Below are 1,151 nucleotides of genomic sequence, written 5' to 3'. Positions count from 1 at the left end.
CCCTCAAAATAAGTAGGCAACGTGAGGAACATGCGAAGAGACTCGCACGTTGCGTAATCCGGTCTAACGATCTGGTCGCCTATGAAGATTTGAGAGTTCGCAATTTGGTAAAAAACCACTGTCTTGCTAAGTCTATTAATGATGCAGGTTGGTATCAATTTAGAAAGTGGATGGAGTACTTTGGTACTAAATTCGGCAAGGTAACTATTGCAGTTAATCCTGCCTTAACCAGCCAAAACTGCTCCAATTGTGGGGAAGTCGTTAAAAAGTCACTGTCAACTCGAACCCATACCTGCAAGTGTGGGTGTCAGTTAGATAGAGATCACAATGCCGCAGTCAACATCTTGAAAAGAGCCTTAAGTACGGCAGGGCATGTCGGAACTTGGATTTTAGATCCAAACGCTTTGGGAGATCTGTCCTCTACTCTTTCTGTCTCCGGCCTGAATGAGCAAGACGGATCGTTGAGCAAAGAATCCCCGTCCATAAGCGGGCGGGGAGTGTCAAGCGATCGCCAATTGCATATCGACTTAGGTGCCCAAAAGGTAAGCGGTCAGCAGTCAGCAGTCAGCAGTCAGCTTTTGAATAAAAGAAGTTAAGTCACAGCATCGAAGCCTTTGCCACAAAGCTAATGAGATTTTTCAATGAATTTCAATTCTATAAAATCTCGAACTATTTAATTCTAGCGTTTTCCCATTGCGCATAGGCGCATGCTAAGGTAGTTTTATTTTAGCTGACGGCTGACAGCTGACAGCTGATAGCTGACAAGAGTTTCAAGTTAAGCTGTTAGTATTCGATCCTAACCAGGAGGTAATTGTGCAATGGATAAATTAAACGACTATCGTGAAGCGATTAAAAAAATATTGACTGATTACAGCAAAATTAAACCTTCGTTTGGGGATATAGACCGTTATACTTCCTTTGATCTAGAAAATGACCACTATCAAATTATTAGTGTGGGTTGGGAAGAGCATCGCCGCGTCTATGGTTGCTTGATTCACATTGATATTATCAACGACAAAATTTGGATTCAATATGATGGGACGGAATATGGTGTGGCGAATGAGCTGACTGATGTGGGGATTCCTAAGTATGATATTGTATTAGCCTTTCACACTCCGTTTATGCGTCGGTATAGTGATTTTGCGGTGGGT

2 protein-coding genes are annotated in these 1,151 nt (G+C 42.5%); both read left to right on the top strand.

The genetic code is table 11. The annotated features are described in order from the left end of the window. The coding region (locus F6K51_RS37835) for a transposase (protein WP_293031453.1) at positions 1-596 on the top strand (596 nt) is incomplete at its 5' end. Positions 597-818: 222 nt separating this feature from the next. After that, positions 819-1,151: XisI protein (locus tag F6K51_RS37830; RefSeq protein WP_293031450.1), on the top strand; the 333-nt coding region annotated here is incomplete at its 3' end.

Source organism: Moorena sp. SIO3I8 (assembly GCF_010692325.1).
Classification (GTDB): domain Bacteria; phylum Cyanobacteriota; class Cyanobacteriia; order Cyanobacteriales; family Coleofasciculaceae; genus Moorena.
This window is presented reverse-complemented; position numbering and strand designations above follow the sequence as displayed.